Raw genomic sequence first — 19,168 nt, 5'->3', positions numbered from 1 at the left:
GCGTGCCGTGCGGCGGCGATGGCGCCACCGGCCGCGGTCACGGCGGCGCGGTACGTCTCCGCGTTTCCGCCCGTTTCCGGGCTCCGGCGGCCGCCGCCGTCGGCGGCCCATTCTCGAATCTCGTCGACGTAGTCGGAGGCGTGAACGCGCTCGAGGTCCGTTCTGCTCGCTGGGTCCACGGACGCCCACGTCGTCACGTCGTCGAGCTCGCTGCGGAGCATCGCGACGACGTTCTCGACGCGCTCGCGTCGGTCCGGGTGCTGTTGCTGGACCGCGAGTCGTCCGGACCACGGCAGGTCGAACTCCCCGGACGGCGGCACGTGCGCGAGCGCGGCGTCGTCGTAGTAGACTCGGAGGTCAGTCATCGGTCTCTCGTGTTTCGCGGTCGGTCACCACCATCGGTGCTCCGTTAGGCGGTCGACGGCCTCCCTGATGGTCGATTCGTCCCGCGAGAACGTGAACCGCACCCAGTCGGCCTCGGGGTCGGGGTCGGTGTAGAAACTCCCGCCGGGGACGACGGCGACGCCGGCCTCGCGGACGAGCCGGTAGCTGAACTCGACGTCCGTCTCGTCGGTCGGATACCGCGCCATCACGTAGTACGCGCCGTCCGGAACGACGGGGTCGAGGCCCGCGTCGGCCAGCCCCTCGCAGAGCACGTCGCGGCGGCGCTCGTAGGAGTCCGAGAGCTCCTGGTAGTAGGATTCGGGCAGCGACAGCGCCTCGACGCCGGCGCGCTGGAACGGCGTCGGCGCGCAGATGGTCGTGTAGTCGTGGACCTTCCGGAGTTCCCGGGAGAGGTACTCGGGCGCGAGGCAGAACCCGACCCGCCAGCCCGTGACGCTGAACGTCTTCGACATCCCGGTGCAGACGACGGTCCGGTCAGCCAGGTCGCCGACGGACACGGGACTCACGTAGTCGTCGTCGTAGACGATGTGCTCGTAGATCTCGTCGGTCACCACGAGCAGGTCGTGCTCGAAGACGATCTCCTCGATCTGCTGGAGTTCCTCGCGCGTGAACACCTTCCCAGTGGGGTTCATCGGGGTGTTCAACACGAGGATGCTGGCGGTCTCCGCGGCGGCCTCGAGGGCGTCGACGTCGAGTTCGAGGCTGTCGGTGATGTCGATTGGGACGGGTTCGGCGCCCGCGAACCGGGTCGCCGGGATGTAGCTCTCGTAGACGGGTTCGAAGAACACGACCTCGTCGCCGGGTTCCGCGAGCGCGAGCAGCGTCGACACGAGCGCCTCGCTGGTCCCGGTCGTCACGGTCACTTCCGTCTCGGGGTCGTAGTCGACGCCCTTCCAGTCGCTGTACCGGTCGGCCACGGCGTCGCGGAGGTCCGGCAGCCCCCACGTGATGGTGTACTGGCTCTCCGCGTCGATGGCGGACTTCGCCGCGTCCTTGATTGCCTGGGGCGCCTCGTCGACGTCCGGGATGCCCTGGGAGAGGTTGATGGCGTCGTGGCGGTGGGCTTCACGCGTCATCTCGCGGATGACCGATTCGGAGACGGCGCCCAGTCGGGCCGCGCCGACCTCCCGGTCCGGGCGTCGCGGATCGTTCACGCTCGCACCCCCGGTGTTCGGTCGTCGGGCCGCTGCTGGGTCGCTCCCGCCGCGTCGGCAAGTAGGTGTTCCCCCATCGAGTCACACCATGAATTTCCGTTCGAGCAGTTTCACGAGCAGGTAAGCGGCGAGTCGCTCCGTCCCTTCGGTGCTGTCGTAGCGGGGCGCGACCTCCATCATGTCGACGGCGCCGACGGCGTCGTGGCTGCCGAGCACGGACATCGTCAACAGCGCCTGGCGGGCGGTCAGGCCACCCGGGACGGGCGTCCCGGTGCCCGGGGCGACCGACGGGTCCACGCCGTCGATGTCGAAGGTGACGTACACGGCGTCCGTGTCCTCGGCGGCGGACTCGACGGCGTCGCGGACGACGGAGACGATGCCCCGGTCCTCGACGTCCCGCATCGTGTAGAGGTCGATGCCGGAGTCCTCGGCGAACTCGAAGTACTCGGCGGACTCGTAGCCGCGGATGCCGACCTGGCTCACGGAGTCGTAGTCGGCCTTCGGGAGGTCCGCGATGCGCGCCGTGCTCGACCCGTGGAAGTCGGCGCCGAACACGGGGCTCTCGGAGACGGTGTCCGTGTGGGCGTCGATCTGGACGAAGCCGACGCTGTCGTGGTCAGTTCCCTCCGCGAAGCCGCGGAACGCCGGGAACGTGCAGTAGTGGTCGCCGCCGAGCATCACGGGGAACGTCTGCTCGGCGATTGTCGCCGCGTGCGCGGTGATGCTCTCGGCGGTCGTCTCGACGTCCATCGGGAACAGCGGCACGTCGCCGACGTCGGCGACCGAGATGTCGTCGAAGTCGACCTGCTCGCCGTTCCACATGTTCGTCAGTTGCCCCTTGTACGTGGAGATGTACGCCCACCACTCGCTGGCCTCACGGATGGCGCCCGGGCCGTAGCGCGCGCCCGGCCGGTTCGAGACGGCGTTGTCGTAGGGGACGCCGAAGACGGCGGCGTCGACGTCGCCGACGTCGCCGACGCCGCGCGGTTCGCTCTTCAGGAAGGTGTCCAGGCCCGCGTACGCGAGTTCGACGTCGGCGCCGGAGACTGATTCGCGGAACGCAGCGGCCCTGTGCTCGTGGTCGCTCATCGCGACACCGCCTCGCGTTCGAGCGTCGAGGGCTCGGCGTTCACGGGAGCGAGGGCGGCCGTGCCCCAGTTCGTCGATACCGGGTCGATCGAGAGGAAGACGTTGCGTGCCATTATTTCCCAAGCCGGCAAACCATTGCCATGGGTACTGTTGCAGGACGCGCTATAAATAATTTTCAGCGGCTGGTGACGGCCAACGCGCTCCGCGAAACCAAACCTTGGTGTAGGTAGTAGCCATACGGTGGACCAGCATGGGCAATGAGCTGGACCGGCGGACCTACGACATCCTCCGGCTCGTCGAACGACACGGGCCGATCGGTAGCATCCAGCTCGTCGAACTGATGCAGCTGCGGGGATACGACATCAAAGACCGGACCATCCGCCTGAAACTCTCGGAACTCGACGACGTTGGTCTCACCGAGAAAGTTCCCGGGAAGGGCCGTCGACTCACCAGAGCGGGCCGCGAGGAGCTCGAGCAGGGCGACGTCCGCGGCCGCCTGGAGCAGGTCCGCGCGGAAATCGCCACGCTGACCAGCCGCGTCAGCTACGACCCCGTCGAGGACGCCGGCGTCCTCGTCGCGTCGGGCGCGTTCATCGACGAAGACGACGTGGAGGCAGCCGTCTCCCTCGTCGAGCGACTGGACGCGTTGCCCCTCGGCCCGGTCCCGGTCTCCCTCGAGGAGAGTTCCGACACCGAGCCCGGCGACTACCGGCTGCTGGCCCCGTCCAGCATCACGCTGGACGGCGTCCTGCTCTCACACGGCGTGAACGCGAACCTGTTGACCGCGGGCGTCCTCGAATACGAGCCGACCGCGAGTTCAGCCGAGAGCGACGACGAATGCGTCGACGAGGCGGTCGCCGACGATCCCGTCGACGGGAGCACGGAGTACGTCGCCGTCCCGGGCAGCGAATCACGTGGCGGCCGCATCGTCCGGTACGTCGACGTCATCAACGGCGAGGGGTCGTCCATCGACGTCATCTCGCTGCTCGTCGAGGCCGGCCGCAGCAACGTCAGGCCGCTGCTCGAGGACGGCGACTCCGGCCTGCTCATCGGTGACGACCGCGAGTTCCCGATCAACCGCTTCGAGGAAGCCCGGGACCTCACCATCGCCACCCGGGACGCCCTCGGCGGCGTCTTCGATTTCCGGCGGCCACGAGAGGACGAAACAGTCTCGAACGGGACCCTCGCGTGGGCGTTCGGCACGCTGACGTACTGCGGCACCGGCGAACTCGCGCTCGCGGCGCTGTACGAGTACGGACTGACCGAGGACTGGGAGACGCTGTACGGCACGATAGAACGGAACCGCCTCGGACCGATTGCGGCGCCGCGTCCGGCCGCACTCGACGACTGATTCTCGGCGGAGCGACCGCGACGCAGCGACTACTGGTCGTCGTAGACGTCGGGCCGCCTGTCCGCGAGCACGTCGTCGCGCGGCGTGAGGGCTTTGTCCCTGGCTCGCGCGAGGTCGCAGTCCGCGGTGGCGCTGTGACTTCCGCTGTCGGGCAGCGGTCCCGCGAGCGGGACGCCGTCGGGGTCGACGACGACGCTCTGCCCCTCGAAGGTGACGCCGCGTTCGGTGCCGGCGCGGTCCGCGCACGCGAAAAACACCCGGTTGGCGTTCGCGTTTGCGACGGCGTGGTGGACGCCCATCGTCCACCCCGCGGGACGGTCCGCTGGCTCCGGCACCCAGTTGGTCGGTACCGCGACGAGGTCGACACCTGACTGCGCCTGTTTCGTCGTCAGTTCGGGGAACCAGACGTCGTTGCAGATCTGGACGCCGAGGCGGCCGAACGGCGTGTCGAAGACGGGAAGGTCCTCACCGGCCTCGAACCACCGCTTCTCCTCGTTCCACAGGTGGACCTTGCGGTAGACGCCCTCGACGCCACCGGGCGAGACGACGAGCGAACTGTTGTACCGGTCGTCGCCGTCGGCTTCCGGGAACCCGCCGACGACCCAGGTGTCCGTCTCCGAGGCGACCGCGGACCAGGCCTCGGCGGTCGGGCCGTCGGCCGGTTCGGCGGCCGCGTCGACCTCCCCGTGCGACTCGAAGACGTAGCCGCTAGTCGCCAGTTCAGGCAGCACGACGAGGTCGGCGTCCGCGTGCTCGCGGACCGCGTCGACGGTCGCCTGTCGGTTCGCGTCGACGGCGCCGAACTCCGGCTCCGTCTGGACGACGGTGACCCGGGCGTCCGCGGGGCCGGGTGTCACTCCCAGATCCCCCCGGACAGCCGATTGATCGCGGTCATGACGACGACGGTGAGCAGGATGAACACGGTGCTCGCCGCCGCGATGGTCGGCGGATAGGAGTACCGCAGCTGGTTGAAGATCTGGATCGGGATGGTCTTCACCAGGAACAGCGACAGCAGCCACGCGATGATGTACTCGTTCAGTGAGAGGATGAACGCGAACAGCGCACCCGAGACGACGTTCGCACGCAGCAGCGGGTACGTGATGGTGCGGATCGTGCGGACCGGCGACGCACCGAGGTTCATCGCGGCTTCCTCGTAGGTGCGGTTCAGTTCGCTGAGTCCCTGCGTGATGAGGATGAACGGCAGGGGCGCGTAGAAGATGCCGTGCGCGACGATGATACCCGTCCGCGTCCCCGTCAGGCCGATCTGGAGGAAGAAGACGAGGAAGGCGACGGCGATGATGACCGGCGGCACGAGAATCGGCAGGACGCCGAACGTCCCGATGAGCGACCCGAACTTGTAGTCGAAGCGGTCGAGCGTGAACGCGAGGATGCCGCCGATGGACGTCGACAGCAGCGCCGCCGCCGCCGCGATGGTGAGGCTGTTGACCAGCGATCGGACCCACGCCGGGTCGGTGAAGAACTCGACGTACCACCGCGTGGAGAAGCCACCCGGCGGGAACGTCAGGAACTCCTCGGGCGTGAAGGACACCGCGACGATGATGCCCAGCGGCGCAGCGATGAACAGCATCACGGCGGCGACGTACACGCGGAAGGACGTACCGATGACCGACTCGCGGGTGTCCGAGTCGACGGCCTCGACCCGGTCAGAGACGGCCGACGCGACGCTCCCGTAGACCCGGCTGAGACCGGTCGCCGCGACGACGCCGCCCAGTCGGCTCCAGAGGCCCGAAAGCGCGCCCGGGCCGCTGGTCGTCGACGTCTCGTCCTCACCGGTGACGCCCTCCGCGCCGCCGATGTTCGCTGCGGAGACGTTCGTGATGCGAATGAGCGCCCAGAGGAACACGAGCATCACGACGATGAGCAGGACGCTCATCGCCGCCCCGAACGGGTAGTTGCTCTCGCTCATGATCTGTTGCTCGATGAGCACCGGTAGGGTGCGCTGGTTGGGCGTGCCCAGCAGGCGCGGCAGCACGTACGCGCCGAGCGCGAGGATGAACACCAGCGCCGTCCCGCTCGCGATGCCGTTCTTCGTCAACGGCAGCGTCACGCGGCGGAACGTCCGCACGGGGCCGGCGCCGAGGTTCTTCGACGCCTCCAGCAGTTCCCCGTCGAGGTTCCGGATGCTGCTGTACAGCGACAGCACCATGAACGGCAGGAAGACGTACACCATCCCGACGACGAGCCCCCAGTATCCGGGGTAGAACGACTGGTGGCTCCCGAGAATCCCGGTCGCGACGCCGAGCGAACTCAGGATGCCGCGGGACGCGAGAATGACCTGCCACGCGTACGCCCGGATGACGTACGTGATCCACAGCGAGGAGATGATCGTTATCAGGAGCACGTTTCGCAGCCACGGCCGGTCGATGCGCGCGAGGTAATACGCCAGTGGATAGCCCAGCAACAGGGACACGACGGCCGTCACGAGCGCCAGTTCCACCGTGACCCAGAGCTGTTGGACGTACAGCGAGCTGGTGAAGAACCGCGCGTAGTTGTCCAGCGTGAACCCGGCCGTGTACCCCGTTCCGGGGACGTGCACCCAGAAGCTGAACATGAACAGCATCCCCAGCGGAGCGAGGAACACGAACACCAGCCACGCGAGCGGGTAGGAGAGGATGTAGTACTTGGCGTTCTGCTTGAGGCCCGCGCGGCCCGACTCGCCACCGTCGCTGGTAGATGTTTCGGTCGCCATGTTACGTGGAGACGACCCGACAGTTGTCGGCGTCGACGGAAACCGTCACTTGCTCGCCCGGTTCGTGTTCGTCCAGCCCGCTCGGCCGCACGACGACGACTTCGCGGCCCTCGGCCGTCTCGATGCGGTACTCGACGCTGCTCCCGAGGTGGCGCCGGAACGTGACTTCGCCCGTGAATACGTTCTCGTCCCGGTCGTCGTCGGTAGACGACTGGAAGTTGAACCGCTCGGGTCGCGCGACGACGGAGACGTCGTCGCCGACGGCGGTTTCCCTGGTCGCAGTCGACTCGACCTCGACGTCGCCGCAGTCGACGCTCACGTAGCCGTCCTCGGTCTGTGTCACGTCACCGTCGAAGATGTTCGCCGTGCCGATGAAGTCGGCGACGAACCGCGTCTCGGGTTCGTTGTAGACGTCGCCCGGCGGGCCGACCTGCTCGAACTTGCCCTCGTTCATCACGGCGAGGCGGTCGGACATCGTGAGCGCTTCCTCCTGGTTGTGCGTGACGAAGACGGTGGTGATGCCGACTTCCTGCTGGATGCGGCGCAACTCGACCTGCATCTGCTCGCGGAGCTTCTTGTCGAGGCTCGCGAGCGGTTCGTCCAGCAGCAACGCGTCGGGCTTCGGGGCGAGCGCGCGGGCGAGCGCGATGCGCTGCTGCTGGCCCCCCGACAGCTGGTCGGGCTTCCGGTCGCCCGTGCCGGGGAGTTCGACCAGTTCCAGCATCTCCGCGACGCGTGCGTCGATCTCCTCGTCCGTGTAGCCACCGTCCGCTTCCATGCCGTAGGCGACGTTCTCGTGGACGGTCAGATGCGGGAACAGCGCGAAGTCCTGGAACACCATCCCGGTGTTGCGTTCGTACGGCGGCGCGTCGGTGACGTCCTTGCCACCGATGTGGACCGTTCCGGCGGTCGGCTTCTCGAAGCCCGCGATGGTCCGCAGGGTCGTGGTCTTCCCGCAGCCGGAGGGCCCGACGAGCGTGACGAACTCACCGCTCTCGATCTCGAGGTCGATGTCGTCGACCGCGAGCACCGAGCCAGAGTACCGCTTAGAGATATCCTGGAGAGAGATTCCACTCATGCGTCAGTTGGTGATGAACTCGTTCCACTTCTCGTTGACCCAGTCAGCTTCCTCGACGTACAGTTCGTACTTCGGGGTGATGGCCTCGGACGGACCCGGGCCGGCGATCTTCTCGTAGGTCTCGTCGTCGATGCTAGAGTGCTCGCGCTTAATCGTCGGACTCGTGTAGAGGTTCTGCGCGACCGTGTCCTGAACGTCCGGCTGGCTGGCGTAGTCGATGAACTGGCGGGCCTCCTCCTTGAGGTTCGAGGACTTGAGCGTGACCCACAGCCCGGAGTCGAGGATCGACCCCTCCTCGACGAAGTTCGTCTGCACCGGCGCGCCCTTGTCCTGCATGACCAGGGTGACGTCGTTGTACAGCATCCCCGCCGGGACTTCGCCGTTGCGGAGGCGGGACTGGAACTCCGCCTCGTTCTCGTACCACATGCCCGCCTGGGACTTCACGCCCTGGAGCTTCTCGAGGCACTGCTCGATGCCGTCCCTGCTGTTCAGCATCTCCTTGCCGTCGAAGTGGACTTCGGCCGTGACTTCGAGGAGGAAGGAGTTCGACGCGTAGCTGAGGAGCGCGAGGTCGCCCTTGTACTCGTCGTCCCAGAGCGCGGTCCACGAGTCGATGGTCTCGTCGAACTGCTCCGTGTTCTGGACGAGGTTGATGTACCACGACAGCGCGCCGATCGCGGCGACGCCGTCGTCGGTCTCGTTGATGAGGTTGTCAGTGATGTACTGGAGGTTGTCGAAGTCGTCGTCGCTCCAGAAGTGCCACAGGTCCTTGTTCAGGCCCTTGAGGACGCCGGTGTTCGCCATGATGGCGACGTCGACGGGCGCTTCGCCCGCCGAGACGGCGTTGTCGTACTGCGTGAGCGCTTCCTCGGAGGTCGGCGCGGCCTTGGACTCGACCTCGAAGTCGACCTCCTCGCGGAAGGGGTCGAAGAGGTGTTCGTCCATGACCTCCTTGAACACGCCCCCGTAGACGGCTACGGACAGCGGTCCGCTGTCACCGCCGCCGCCGAGGATGCCTGTACAGCCTGCGAGCCCGGAGAGCGTGACCGCTCCCGCGCCAGCTGCAGTCGTCCGGATGAACTCCCGCCGAGAGTGTGAATTGTTACCTGGCATGTGTTTGCCACCGTGCCAGTCAATCACAGGTAGGGATACATAAGCCTTCGTACGCGACGCCGCCACTACTGGGGCCCACGGCTGTTCGATCCGCCCCTTTCGGCGTGGAAACTATTCAGCCGAGAGCGGACGGCTCAGAACAGGCCCCGATTCGTTCGCTCGTACTGCCGCTGCTAGCGGGTGCTAGAGAGGTCAGACCGGGGACGCGTCCCGGCGAGCGTCTCCCAGTCGGCAGCGATTCCGGCTTCCACGCACAGCGAGATGACGCACTCCGCGGTCCCCGCGTACGTCAGCGACGCGAACGTCCATCCCGGTTCGCCCCAGGGGAACGGTCCGGACTCCCGGGGCCGCCGCAAGTCGAGGACGCCGCCGAGTCGCTCTCGCGTTCTCGTTGCCCGCTCGCGGGCAGTGTCGTACTTCGCCAGCGGCACCTCGCGGTTGTCGGCGACGAGCAACCCGGTGTCGCCGTCCAGTGCGCTGGAAACGTCGGTTCGGCCGGCGTCGATGAGCAGTGACACGAGGTCCAGGGTCGCGCGTTCGTCGCCGATGACGTCGGTGAACCGCCGAATCGCGCCGCCATCCGCACCGGGGTCGTCGTCCTCGTAGGGGAGCGACCCCGGGTCGGGGTCGGGGTCGTACTCCACGAGGCCGAGCGTGTCGGGGTGGCTGTCGATGCCGCTGGACAACAGCACGCCGTCGACCGTGACACTCGACGGTGCCGCCACCTCCAGGGAGTCGATTCCGTCGACCGTCACCGGCTCGACGGAGGCGGTGACCGGTCCGAGCGGTGAGTCGTCGAGTCCCGCGAGCAGTTCCTCGAGCGTCGACCGCTCTGTCTCCGGGACGCGCACCGTTCCGACTACCAGGTCGCCGTCGTCGCTATCCGGGTCGTAGGTCACGCGGCTCGTGAGGTCCGCGAGCCGCTCGCGGACGTGCTGGACGCGGCCGCTGACGCCGCCGCGTTCGAGTTCCGCGCGACCGGCCGCCGTCAACCGCCGGCCCTTCCCGCCGGCCTTCTCGGTGAGGCCCTCGTCGTCGAGGTCCGAGAGCGTCAGTCGGACCGTCCGCTCGGTCAGCGAGTAGCCGCGTTCCCGGAGGTGCTCCGTCAGGTGGACGCTGCCCACGGGTTCGTGCGCCGCCAGCAATCGGAGGATGTCGTACGTCCGCTGGTCGGGGTCGGATGCCATCGACGCGTCACTCCTGGGCCGCCGCGAGGTCATCCGCGATGGCAGCGAACGCCTCGAGGTGAGCCTCCACGTCCTCGGCGGTGTGCTGGACGCTGACTGTCCACTGCTGTGAGGCGTCGTGCGGGTGCGGGATGACGCCGCGGTTCAGCATGCTGATCCAGTACGCCTCGTGGAACTGTTCGTCGATGTGCTCCCAGTCGCGGAACGTGCGTATCGGTTCGTCCGTGAAGTGGACCATCCCCTGGGACCCCACGTGTTTGACCTGCGCGTCGAGGCCGGCGTCAGCCGCGATTTCGCGGTAGCCGTCCGCGAGCATCTCCGCGAGCCCGGTGACGTGGTCGTAGGCGTCCGCGGTGAGAATCTCCCGCAGCGTCACGCCCACCGCGCGCAGCGCCAGCGGATTCCCGTTGTACGTGCCGTAGTGGGCCGCGCCCGTCGCGACGCCCTCCTGGAGGTCGGCCGCGACGAGTTCCATGATGTCGCGGCGGCCGCCGAACGCGCCGACCGGGTAGCCGCCGCCGATTGCTTTCGCGAGCGCGACGAGGTCCGGTTGAACGCTGTAGTATTCGGCGCCGCCACCGGGTGCGAGCTTGACGCCCGTCTTCACCTCGTCGAAGATGAGGACGACGTTGTACTCGTCGGCCAGCGAGCGCACCGACTCCAGGAACCCGTCCTCGGGCTCGACCAGGCCGAGGTTGAGGCACGCGGGTTCGACGAGAATCGCCGCAACCTCGCTGCCGTGGTCGCGGAGCAGGCGCTCGACGCTGTTCGGGTCGTTGTATTGCGCGAGCAGTACGTCCTCCGGCACCGCGTCGGGAATGCCCTGCGACTCCTTGACCGGGCGCGGGTCGCTGGCCGGCCCGGCCTGCTCGACCGGCGGCATCTTGCTCACGAGCGCCGGGTCGTGGGCGCCGTGGTACGCACCCTCCATGCGGATGAGTTTCTCGCGGCCGGTGTACGCGCGAGCGAGCCGCGTCGCGTGCATCACGGCCTCGGTCCCGCTGTTCGTGAACCGGACCTGTTCGATGGCGTCCCAGCGGTCGACGAGGGGCTGCGCGGCGTACCCGATGAGCTCCGACGGCCGCGTGTACAGCGTGCCGTCCTCGAGCTGGTCGCTCACTTCGTCGGTGAGCGTCGGGTGTGCGTGGCCGACGAGCTGCGTGCCGTTGTTCAGCGCGAAGTCGAGGTACTCGTTGCCGTCCACGTCGAACATCGACGCGCCCTCTGCGCGCTCCGCGTGAACGGGATGGGGGTCGTACGCGCGGAACGTGCTACAGACGCCTGCCGGGACGATCTCCCGGAGTGTCTCGGCCACGTCCGCGGAGTTCGGCGTGCGGTCGGTGTAGCGGTCGTACTCGCGAGCCAGTAGTTCGTCCGTCGACAGGTCGTCGGTGGTTGGTGGAGCCATCTGTAACCGGAACTCTACTTCCGTATTCTAGGCGCGGATATGATAAATCTATCCCCGAATTGTCCCTCAAAGGGCGTTGAACGGGATTTGTGATATTCTCCGCCGCAAAATAGCGGAAGTATGTTTCCGCGACACGGTGCGGTGCCGGTGCCGAGGGGGAAGTGACGTCACACCCCCTGTCCGCGAACAGCTTCGACGCGACGGGCTCGGAGCTGTAGGTGGAGGAGTCCCAGCGCGGCCGCTCGAGAAACTAAAAGCCGAGACCGAGAACCGGCTCCGAGACCGATCGGGCCGCGTTACGCGAACGTCCGCGTCGGTTCCGCGGCGGCGTCGGTGTCCTGTTCGAGTTTCTCGCGTGCGGCCTCGAAGTCCGCCATCGTGATCTGCTCGCGGTCGTCCCGGATGGCGAACATCCCGGCCTCCGTGCAGATCGCGGCGACGTCTGCGCCGGAGCGGCCGTCGGTGTCCGTGGCGAGCTTCGCGAAGTCCACGTCGTCGGCGAGGTTCATGCGCCGCGTGTGGATGCGGAAGATCTTCTCGCGACCGACGTCGTCGGGGTTCGGCACCTCGATGAGGCGGTCGAAGCGGCCGGGCCGGAGGATGGCGCGGTCGAGCATGTCGAAGCGGTTGGTCGCGGCGATGATACGGATGTCCCCGCGCTCGTCGAAGCCGTCCATCTCGGAGAGCAACTGCATCATCGTGCGCTGGACTTCCGCGTCGCCGCTCGTCTTGGAGTCCGTGCGCTTCGACGCGATGGCGTCGATCTCGTCGATGAAGACGACGGCCGGCTCGTGGTCGCGGGCGACCTGGAAGAGGTCGCGAACGAGCTTCGCGCCTTCACCGATGAACTTGTGGACGAGTTCGCTGCCGGCCATCTTGATGAACGTCGCGTCCGTCTGGTTCGCGACGGCCTTCGCCATCAGCGTCTTCCCGGTACCGGGCGGCCCGTGCAGGAGCACGCCGCTCGGCGGGTCGATGCCGACGGTGTCGAACAGTTCGGGGTTCTTCATCGGGAGTTCGACGGTCTCCCGGACCTCGCGGAGCTGGTCGTTGAGGCCGCCGATGTCGTCGTAGCCGACCTCCGGCGACTCGTCGACTTCCATGACGCGGGCGCGGACGTCCGCCTCGTCGTCGAGTCGTTCGACGATGGACAGCGAGTTGTTCACGGCGACCCGGGCGCCGGGTTCGAGGTCCTCGCGGAGTTCGTCGGTGACCTCGGTGAGCGCCTCCTGGTTGTTGCCGTGCTGTTTGATGATGGCGCCGTCGTCGTTGAGTTCCTGGACGGTGGCGACGAACAGCGGCGACTGCTTGAGCTTCTTGTTCTCGTGGGAGAGGCGTTCGAGTTTCTGTTGGTACTTGTTGTTCTCGGCGTTCGCGTCGAGGAGACGGTCCCGCATCTCCTCGTTCTCGTCCTCGAGGGCCGAGAGCTGCTCTTCGAGCGCTTCGATTTTCTCCTGGAGAGAAGCGCCGTCTTCGTAGGGCAGCTCCGCGTCCTCTGCGGTCTCGGTCATCACACGAGAGTAAGGCGCTGGTTCATAAGAGGCTTCGGGTGACCCAACATACCCGGCGGAATAATAACCAATACGCATTTTCAATAGCGAAAGCATTATCTTTAAGCATTCAGTATGGGGTGGTATGAGCGCCACCGCACTCGACGGCGACACGGTCGAAGCACTCGAAGACCTGCCGCCCAGCGCCAAGCTGGTCGCGAAGGTCCTGGAATACAACGACACCCTCACCCAGAGCGAACTCGCAGAAGAAACCCTGCTTCCCGCACGCACGGTCCGCTACGCGCTCACCCGCCTCGAGGAACACGAGGTCGTCGAGTCCCGGTTCTCGTTCTCGGACGCCCGCAAGCGCATCTACACGCTCGCCTGACCGCGAACACATCCTGCGGCAGTCTCTGACCGCCAACACATCCTGCGGCAGTCTCTGACCGCCAACACATCCTGCGGCAGTCTCTGACCGCGAACCCAGCTACACGCCCGACCCCACGGTCTCGGGTGCCCTGGGTCGTCACCCGATCTAATCGTCATCCCAACACTTTAGGACCTGTTTCCTCCCCTCCTGGGCATGCGGTTGCCCTCCAAGCACCCATTCGAGTACCTCTCGACAGACGACAGAATCCTCCAGGCGACGCTGCTCGTCGCCGTCGTCGGGACGGCCGGCAGGTTCGCCGACCCGTCCCTGAACACCGTGCTGCTCGCGGGCTGTCTCGCGGGCGTCCTCAACGGCCCCCGGACCGACGAGTGGGAGTTCGGTCTCCAGTTCGCGGGCCTCCCCGCCGTCCTCGCAGCCACCCTGATTACGGGCGTCCTGTTGATCGGGATTCCATTGGGCTTCTACGCGTTCCCCATCGACACGTGGGCGAGCTGGGACGGGCTGTTCGACGTCCTCGGACCGCTCATCGAAATCCACCTGCTCGCACCGTTGTACTTCGTCGAAGCCATCCTCACGTTCCACGTCGTCAAGCGGCTCCAGGCCGTCGTCCCAGTCGGTACGAACTGACAGAGGGAGCGCTCCCGGTCCGCAAAAGCGCCGAACCTTTATCCGCCGTACCGCTACACCTTCACAGCAAATGGTTCGCGTCATCCACACGGGGGACACCCACCTCGGCTACCGCCAGTACCACGCCCCCGAGCGCCGCGAGGACTTCCTCGAGGCGTTCCGGTCGGTGGTCGAGGACGCCGTCGCGGCGGACGTCGACGCCGTCGTCCACGCGGGCGACCTCTACCACGACCGGCGGCCCGGCCTCCGAGACATCCTCGGGACCATCTCCGTCCTCCGACCGCTGCGGGAGAACGACATCCCGTTCCTCGCCATCGTCGGCAACCACGAGGGCACGCGGGACGCCCAGTGGCTGGACCTCTTCGAGACGCTGGACCTCGCCGAACGCCTCGACGAGACCGGCCGCGTGGTCGAGGACACCGTCTTCTACGGCCAGGACTACGTCCCCGAGTCCAAGCGACCGGACCTCGACTACGAGTTCGACGAACGGGACGCCGACCACTCCGCGCTCGTCTCGCACGGCCTGTTCACGCCGTTCGCGCACGCCAACTGGGACCTCGACGTCGTGCTCGAGGAATCGAACGTCGACTTCGACGCCGTCCTCCTCGGCGACAACCACGAAGCAGACACCGCCCAGGTCGCAGACACCTGGGTGACGTACTGTGGGTCCACCGAGCGAGCGAGCGCGAGCGAGCGCGAGGCGCGCGGCTACAACCTCGTCGACTTCGAGGACGGCGACGTCGCCATCTCCCGGAAGGGCCTGGACACCCGCGACTTCGTGTTCGTGGACGTCGACCTCGGGCCCGAGGACGGCACCGAGTACGTCCGCGAGCGACTCCGCGAGCGCGACCTCGAGGGCGCCGTCGTCATCGTCACTGTCGAGGGCGGCGGCGACACCGTCACGCCCGCCGACGTCGAGCGCTTCGGCGACGAGCGCGGTGCTCTCATCACGCGCGTGAACGACCGCCGCGAGGTCGAGGCCGACGACGACGTCGAAGTCTCGTTCGCGGACCCCGACGAGGCCGTCAGGGAGCGCGTCCGCGAGATGGGGCTCAGTGAAGCGAGCCTCGACGTCGACGACACGGTCCGCGACGACGGCGTCGCGGACTCGAACGTCCGCGAGCGCGTCAAGCAGCGCGTCGAGGCGGTGCTCGAGGACGAACCAGCGAACGCGAGCGACGACGTCGACGACGAACCGCGCGAAGGTGGCGACGACGCGGCAGGTGGCGGGGACGAGTCTGTCGACAGCGACGACGAACCGGCTGGTGGCGACGACGAGACTGTCGACAGCGACGACGAGGCGACCGACCACGACGTCGGGGCCGGTGACGACGACGAATCGACTGCGCAGGTAGAGGCGACCACCATGGAGGACTTCTCGTGAGGTTCACCAGAGTCTCCCTGCGGAACTTCAAGTGCTACGAGGACGCCGACGTCCGCCTCGACCGGGGCGTGACGGTCATCCACGGCCTCAACGGCAGCGGGAAGTCCAGCCTGCTGGAGGCGTGTTTCTTCGCGCTGTACGGCGCGAACGCCCTCGACAAGACGCTGGACGAGATCGTCACCATCGGCGCGGAGGAAGCCGAAATCGACCTCTGGTTCACGCACGCGGGCAGCGAGTACCACGTCCACCGCCGGATTCGCTACACGGGCGACCGCGCGACAACCGCGGACTGCGTGCTCGAGACGCCGTCGGGCAGCATCGACGGGGTCACCGACGTCGAGGGTCACGTCACGGAGCTCCTGCGAATGGACGCCGAGGCGTTCGTGAACTGCGCGTACGTCCGGCAGGGCGAAGTGAACAAGCTCATCAACGCGTCGCCGTCCACCCGCCAGGACATGCTGGACGACCTCCTCCAGCTCGGGAAGCTCGAGGAGTACCGGCAGCGCGCGGGCGACGCCCGCCTCGGCGTGGAGGACGTCAGGAGCAACGTCGAGGGGAAACTCGACCAGCTCGACGAACAGATCGAGGCCCGGGAGGCGGACGAGCCCCACGAGACGCTCGCGAGCCTCAAATCCGACCTCGCGGACGTCGCGGCGGACATCGAGAATTACGAGGACCAGCGGGACACCGCCAGGGAGACCCTGGCGGACGCCCGGGACGTTCTGGAGCGCTACGAGGAGAAACGCGAGGAACTCGCGGACGTCGAGGGAACCATCTCGGACGTCCGGGCGGCCATCGCGGAGACGACCAGCGAGCGCGAGGACCTGGCCGAGCGCGCCAGCGACCTCCGGGCGGTCGCCAGCGACCTCGAGGACGAGGCGTCAGAATTGGTCGCTGGCACTGAACTCGAGCAAGCCGACGAGGACGCGGTGGCGTCGCTGCGCGAGGACCTCGCCGACCAGCGCGAGTCGGTCACCGAGCAGATTTCGGAGGTCGCGCCCGACGTCTCCAGACTCCAGACGGAGGCCGAGAACGCCGCCGAGCGCGCCGAGGACCTCGAAGACCGCGCCGAGGACGTGCGGGAGACGGCCGACGAACTCGAGGCGGAGGCCGAGGAGGCCGAGTCTGACCGCGAGGAGGCCGTCGAGCGCATCGAGGACCTGGACGGGGAAATCGCAGAGGCGAAGGCGGCATTCGAGGACGCGCCGGTTGGCTTCGGGAACGCAACGGCCCACCGCGAGTCGCTGGAAGCCGACTTAGCGGACCTCCGGGAGCGCCGGGAGGACGTGCGCGCGGACCTGCAGTCCGCGACGGACCGCGTCGAGGAGGCCGAGGAGTTACTGGACGCCGGGAAGTGCCCGGAGTGCGGGCAGCCGGTCGACGGGTCGCCGCACGTCGAGAGCGTCGACGAGTACCGCGAGCGCGTCGCCGACCTGGAGGCGGAACTGGAGGCCATCGAGGCGGACGCGACGACGTCACCGACCGCATCGACCGCGCGGAGGCGCTCGTGGAGTGCGAGCGCGAGGTCGCCGAACTGGAGCGCAACCGTGAACTCGCCGAGGACCGCCGCGACGACCGGGAAGCGGCCGCCGAGGAGGCGCGAGAAGCCGCCGCACAGAAGCGCGAGGACGCCGCCGACCTCGACTCGCAGGCCTTGGACGCCCGCGAGGAGGCCAAATCGAAGCGCGAGCAGGCCGACGCCAAGCGCGAGGAACTCGCGGAGCTGAACGCCGAGCAGACCGAGCTCAAGGAACGCATCTCAGTCCTCGACGACCTGGCGGACCTGCTGGCGGCGGCCGCGGACAAGCGGGAGAAAGCCGACCAGCTCGCGGAGAAGCGAGCGGACCTCGCGGACCGCAACGACGAGCGCCGCGAGCGCCTCGCCGACCTCCGGGAGCGCAAGCAGACCCTCGAGGCGGCGTTCGACGAGGACCGCATCGAGGAAGCCAGGGAGAACAGGCAACGCGCCGAGGACTACATCGAGAAGGTCGAGCCGAAGCTGGAGTCGCTGTACGAGGACCGCGACGACCTCCAGGGGCAGATCGGAGCCGCGGAGAACGCCATCGAGGCGCTGGAGGAACTGCGCGACCAGCGCGAGACGGTCGCCGCGCGGCTCGCCGAACTCACGTCGATCCACGACGAGGTGTCGGAACTGGAGTCGATGTACGGCGACCTGCGCGCTGAACTCCGCCAGCAGAACGTCACGAAACTCGAACGCCTGCTGAACGAGACGTTCGACCTCGTCTACCAGAACGACTCGTACGCGCGCATCGAGCTCTCCGGCGAGTACGAGCTGACGGTCTACCAGAAGGACGGCGAGCCCCTGGAACCCGAACAGCTCTCGGGCGGCGAGCGCGCGCTGTTCAACCTCAGCCTGCGGTGTGCCATCTACCAGTTGCTCGCGGAGGGCATCGAGGGCGACGCGCCGATGCCGCCGCTCATCCTCGACGAACCGACGGTGTTCCTCGACTCCGGACACATCTCGCAGCTCGTGGAACTCGTGGATTCGATGCGCCGGAAGGGCGTCGAGCAGATCGTCGTGGTGAGCCACGACGACGAGCTCGTGGACGCCGCGGACGACGTGGTGCGCGTGGAGAAGGACGCGACGACGAACCGGTCGCGGATCGTCAGGGACGCCGCGGAAGTACTGGCGGACTGAGTGGCGCCGGGAGCACGCCCATCCCTAGTCGCGAAGCGCAGCGACGCCGCGTTCGCCGAGATCCGTGAGCCGGTAGCCGCGCTCGCCGGCGACAGTCGTCTCCTCGACGAGGCCGGCGGCGCGGAGTTCGGTGAGCGAGCCGACGAGGTCGCTCTCGCAGGCGTCGTAGGCGCCGAGCATCTCGCGGGCGGCCAGCGGGCCGCGGTCCGCGAGGTCGACGAGGAGGCCCAGGTGCCAGTCGTCGTGGCACGCGCTGACGACGCGGCGCGCGGCCTCCGGAATCGCGTCTGCGAGGACCGCCAACGGGGCCTCTCCGCCCGCTGGTTCGAGGTCGTCGTTGGGGAGGTGGCGTTCCTCCCCCGTCTCGGGGTCGCGGACGAGGCTGCTGTCGGTGCTCTCCTTGAGCAGGACGTAGCGTCGCCCGTCCTCGTCGCGGACCGTTCGCATACGAGCACACAGCGACTGCTGGGCGTTAGGCGTTCCGGGTCCGGGGGAGCCACGGTGGCCCAAGAAAAACTGGTCGCGGGCTACTCGTCCTGTGGGTCCGCGTCCACGTCGGCGTCCGCGTCCACGTCGGCGTCCGCGTCATCGTCCGCCGCGTCTTTCTGCGAGTAGACGCGGTACTTGTAGTAGCCGTAGGCGGTGAGAACGGTGCCCGCACCGACGAGGCTACCCCCGGTGTCCCACTGGCCGCGGAAGACTGCGAGCATCGCGCCGACGCTGAGCGCCATCAGCGCGACGTTGAACACGAGCACGAGCAGCCAGAACTGCCGCTGGAGGCGAGGGTCGGCGTCGGACTCGTCGGGGACGTCGACGGACGGCGCGAGTTCGCGCTCGGCGTCGGACTGCTCGTCGGGCACCAGGTCGTCCAGCACGGTCGAAGAAGGGCGTCGTCGGTGGAAAAGCGTTACCTATCAGAGCACGTCGCCCAGCGACATCGCGTTCGTCGCTTTGAGCCACGCGAGCGGATTCTCGGCGTCGTAGAATACGACCCCGTCCTCTGTGTCGTAGGACTCCACGTTCTCTCGGGCGTCTTTGCCCTCTGGCAACTGCGGGACGTCGTTGTGGCGATGCGCGTCGCCCGCTGCGTGGTCAGTCACGTTGGTCACCTCGGAATGTGGT

General features: G+C 67.6%; 16 protein-coding genes and 2 pseudogenes. 5 read left to right on the top strand and 13 right to left on the bottom strand.

The annotated features are described in order from the left end of the window. From GRX66_RS03265 to speB, 3 genes and pseudogenes are all read right to left on the bottom strand, one after another. A pseudogene (locus tag GRX66_RS03265) lies at positions 1–365 on the bottom strand (class II histone deacetylase); the annotation flags it as partial. A gap of 24 nt (positions 366–389) precedes the next feature. Beyond that, positions 390–1,481 carry a pyridoxal phosphate-dependent aminotransferase gene (locus tag GRX66_RS03260; RefSeq protein WP_159525249.1) on the bottom strand — a complete coding sequence of 364 codons (1,092 nt, stop codon included), beginning with the start codon at positions 1,479–1,481 and terminating at the stop codon, positions 390–392. Between the two features lie 159 nt (positions 1,482–1,640). Continuing rightward, positions 1,641–2,648, bottom strand: coding sequence for an agmatinase (gene speB / locus GRX66_RS03255; RefSeq protein ID WP_159525245.1), 1,008 nt, complete (start codon positions 2,646–2,648; stop codon positions 1,641–1,643). 250 nt (positions 2,649–2,898) lie between these two features. On the opposite strand from speB, the gene GRX66_RS03250 reads away from it, so the two are divergent. Beyond that, positions 2,899–3,999, top strand: a complete 1,101-nt coding sequence (locus GRX66_RS03250) for an NrpR regulatory domain-containing protein (RefSeq protein WP_159525244.1) — start codon at positions 2,899–2,901, stop codon at positions 3,997–3,999. 29 nt (positions 4,000–4,028) lie between these two features. Here GRX66_RS03250 and GRX66_RS03245 read toward each other — a convergent pair whose 3' ends face one another. From GRX66_RS03245 to pan1, 7 genes are all read right to left on the bottom strand, one after another. Continuing rightward, entirely contained in the window at positions 4,029–4,856 is an 828-nt protein-coding gene (locus GRX66_RS03245; protein ID WP_201292899.1) for a nitrilase family protein, read from the bottom strand. Then, positions 4,853–6,709: an ABC transporter permease subunit gene (locus GRX66_RS03240; protein ID WP_159525243.1), complete on the bottom strand. Its 1,857-nt coding sequence runs from the start codon at positions 6,707–6,709 to the stop codon at positions 4,853–4,855. Before GRX66_RS03240 ends, GRX66_RS03245 begins: the two co-directional genes overlap by 4 nt. A gap of 1 nt (position 6,710) precedes the next feature. Beyond that, positions 6,711–7,787 (bottom strand): ABC transporter ATP-binding protein, encoded by a 1,077-nt coding sequence (locus GRX66_RS03235; protein WP_159525242.1) that lies wholly within the window; start codon positions 7,785–7,787, stop codon positions 6,711–6,713. Positions 7,788–7,790: 3 nt separating this feature from the next. Then, the gene (locus GRX66_RS03230) at positions 7,791–8,900 is read right to left on the bottom strand and encodes an ABC transporter substrate-binding protein (protein ID WP_159525241.1); all 1,110 of its coding nucleotides are present in this window, start codon (positions 8,898–8,900) and stop codon (positions 7,791–7,793) included. Positions 8,901–9,073: 173 nt separating this feature from the next. Continuing rightward, entirely contained in the window at positions 9,074–10,087 is a 1,014-nt protein-coding gene (locus GRX66_RS03225) for an NrpR regulatory domain-containing protein (protein ID WP_159525240.1), read from the bottom strand. Positions 10,088–10,094: 7 nt separating this feature from the next. Then, entirely contained in the window at positions 10,095–11,495 is a 1,401-nt protein-coding gene (locus GRX66_RS03220) for an aspartate aminotransferase family protein (RefSeq protein ID WP_159525239.1), read from the bottom strand. 296 nt (positions 11,496–11,791) lie between these two features. Beyond that, entirely contained in the window at positions 11,792–13,006 is a 1,215-nt protein-coding gene (pan1, locus tag GRX66_RS03215) for a proteasome-activating nucleotidase Pan1 (protein ID WP_159525238.1), read from the bottom strand. 124 nt (positions 13,007–13,130) lie between these two features. On the opposite strand from pan1, the gene GRX66_RS03210 reads away from it, so the two are divergent. The 4 genes and pseudogenes from GRX66_RS03210 (at position 13,131) to rad50 (ending at position 18,046) form a co-directional block, all read left to right on the top strand. Beyond that, entirely contained in the window at positions 13,131–13,373 is a 243-nt protein-coding gene (locus GRX66_RS03210) for a MarR family transcriptional regulator (protein WP_159525237.1), read from the top strand. Between the two features lie 195 nt (positions 13,374–13,568). Continuing rightward, complete coding sequence (locus GRX66_RS03205) at positions 13,569–14,003, top strand: hypothetical protein (RefSeq protein WP_159525236.1); 435 nt, start codon at positions 13,569–13,571, stop codon at positions 14,001–14,003. A gap of 70 nt (positions 14,004–14,073) precedes the next feature. Continuing rightward, positions 14,074–15,387 (top strand): DNA double-strand break repair protein Mre11, encoded by a 1,314-nt coding sequence (gene mre11 / locus GRX66_RS03200; RefSeq protein ID WP_159525235.1) that lies wholly within the window; start codon positions 14,074–14,076, stop codon positions 15,385–15,387. After that, positions 15,384–18,046 (top strand): annotated as a pseudogene (gene rad50, locus GRX66_RS03195) (DNA double-strand break repair ATPase Rad50). The gene mre11 and the pseudogene rad50 overlap by 4 nt, the downstream one beginning before the upstream one ends. A 24-nt stretch (positions 18,047–18,070) precedes the next feature. Here the strand turns inward: rad50 and GRX66_RS03190 are convergent. The 3 genes from GRX66_RS03190 to GRX66_RS03180 form a co-directional block, all read right to left on the bottom strand. Further along, positions 18,071–18,493: a DUF7346 family protein gene (locus tag GRX66_RS03190; RefSeq protein WP_159525234.1), complete on the bottom strand. Its 423-nt coding sequence runs from the start codon at positions 18,491–18,493 to the stop codon at positions 18,071–18,073. Between the two features lie 80 nt (positions 18,494–18,573). Then, positions 18,574–18,921, bottom strand: coding sequence for a DUF7322 domain-containing protein (locus tag GRX66_RS03185; protein ID WP_325063934.1), 348 nt, complete (start codon positions 18,919–18,921; stop codon positions 18,574–18,576). 39 nt (positions 18,922–18,960) lie between these two features. Then, a complete protein-coding gene (locus GRX66_RS03180) occupies positions 18,961–19,155 on the bottom strand; it encodes a DUF7331 family protein (protein ID WP_325063932.1) in 195 nt (64 codons plus the stop codon). Positions 19,156–19,168 lie beyond the last annotated feature (13 nt).

Source organism: Halobacterium bonnevillei, from assembly GCF_009831555.1.
Classification (GTDB): domain Archaea; phylum Halobacteriota; class Halobacteria; order Halobacteriales; family Halobacteriaceae; genus Halobacterium; species Halobacterium bonnevillei.
Note: the sequence above shows the minus strand (reverse complement) of the source record. Positions and strands in the feature narration are given on the sequence as shown.